Below are 1,718 nucleotides of genomic sequence, written 5' to 3' on the forward strand. Positions count from 1 at the left end.
TATCCGTCTCTCCGGAAGAGGTTTGATCGGTGCGGTTGCAGCGATCCCGTTTATGACCCGATTTGAGGAGGCTTTGGAATTATGCGATGGGTCGAACTGAAGGCTGAACTCCTCGCCATCGGTTCATGCAGGCTCACCGGAGTGGATGCATCCGGCTATATCGAATCTTCCGTAGCAGGGCCCGGAGCCGGGGGTGGGGGCTCGATCTTCTTCTCAAAGGGTGGGAAAAGGGTCCGGCTCTCCGTATCCCCGGATTCTCCTGTTGAAATCAGGCATGACGGCGATGGGCAGGTTCACCTTGGGTTTGGCAACATAGAAACAACCGGTATCCTTGAGCAGCCCGCACTTCACTGCCCGCGTCAGGCATATATCACCGTTTCCGGCCAGTGCATCTTCTCCTGCAGGTACTGCCCGGTGCCGCTCAAGGAGGGGCGTGTGAAAACTCCTGAAGAGATTGCGAAGATGATCGAATCTGCCAGGGATCGGATCGATGCAATATCACTTACAAGCGGGGTTGTCGGTTCCATTGAAGACGAAGAGCAGCGGGTAATCGAGGTGCTGAAGCGGATCGGTAGACAGGATATACCAATCGGGGTTTCGATCTACCCCACCCCCAATACTCCCGATCTCCTCTATTCAGAAGGAGTCAGCGAGGTGAAGTTCAATCTTGAAGCGGCAACCCCCGGACTCTTTGCGGAGATGTGCCCCGGACTCTCATGGGATGGAATTATTGAATCACTTGACAGCTCCGTTGCCCTCTTTGGACGTGAAAGGGTCTACTCGAATGTGATCCTCGGTCTTGGCGAGACCGATGAAGAGATGGAAAGCTGCATCCGGCTGCTTGCGGAACGTGGCGTCATCCCGGTCATCCGGCCGCTCACCCCCGCAGCTGCAGTTGCGTCATACAGGAGGCCATCAGCTGAACGCCTGCTCAGAATTGCTGATGTCCACTATGATGCCCTGAAGAAAGCAGGTCTGGATACAACAAAAGCCCGCACGATGTGTACATATTGTACAGGCTGTGATATTGTTCCCGGGAGGGATTTTGAATGAAAGGATATGAAGCAGTAGCAGAAGCCCTGAGAGATTGTGTTGATAGTATTTACACAGTACCGGGGTATCCGGTAACTGAGATTGGGGATCTCGTTTCAGCCGTGGTGGTCACAAACGAGAAGACCGCCCTTGAATACGCACTTGGAGACTCTCTCTCCGGACGGCGTTCGTGTGTGATTGTGAAACATGTCGGGATGAATGCCCTCTGCGATCCTCTTATCAATGCGACGACACAGGGCCTCGTCTCAGGTGTTGTCATCATTGCCGGTGACGATCCCGAAGCCCTCTTCTCGCAAAACTCCCAGGACTCCCGGTATTTCGGGGAACTTGCCCAATGCCCGGTGATCGAGCCTGACAGAGAGACATTATCCGCAGCCGTAGCTGCTGCTTTTGAAGCTTCAGAACGCTTCTCACGGGTGGCTATCCTCCGCATTACCCCAACCCTCCTGAATGATGAGATCAAGCCGGTGGAAGCAGTCCAGATGATACGACATGGCAGGCTTGCCGATCCTGATCTCACGATCGCAGGCCGGATTGCCAGGGCTGATAAGGGAACTGCCGGACTTTTTGCATGGGCAGGGCGCTCCCCCCTCAACAGGATCAAAGGAGGTGCCCAGGAGATCGGCGTTGGCGCAGTCGGGGGAGAGTCTCATATTGCAATCCAC

Annotated in this window: 1 protein-coding gene and 1 pseudogene; both read left to right on the top strand. The window is 54.9% G+C overall.

All coding sequences use genetic code 11. From position 1 onward, the window contains the following. Positions 1 to 81 precede the first annotated feature (81 nt). Entirely contained in the window at positions 82 to 1,053 is a 972-nt protein-coding gene (locus tag QCH34_RS12070; protein ID WP_300334498.1) for a radical SAM protein, read from the top strand. Then, positions 1,050 to 1,718: pseudogene (locus tag QCH34_RS12075) on the top strand (indolepyruvate ferredoxin oxidoreductase); the annotation flags it as partial. The gene QCH34_RS12070 and the pseudogene QCH34_RS12075, both read left to right, overlap by 4 nt.

Origin of the sequence: Methanocalculus sp. (genome assembly GCF_029762515.1) — an archaeon.
Classification (GTDB): Archaea; Halobacteriota; Methanomicrobia; order Methanomicrobiales; family Methanocorpusculaceae; genus Methanocalculus.

Coding starts and splice junctions, on each gene's coding strand:
- QCH34_RS12070 (WP_300334498.1), top strand. CDS start 82: ATGCGATGGGTCGAACTGAAGGCTGAACTCCTCGCCATCGGTTCATGC.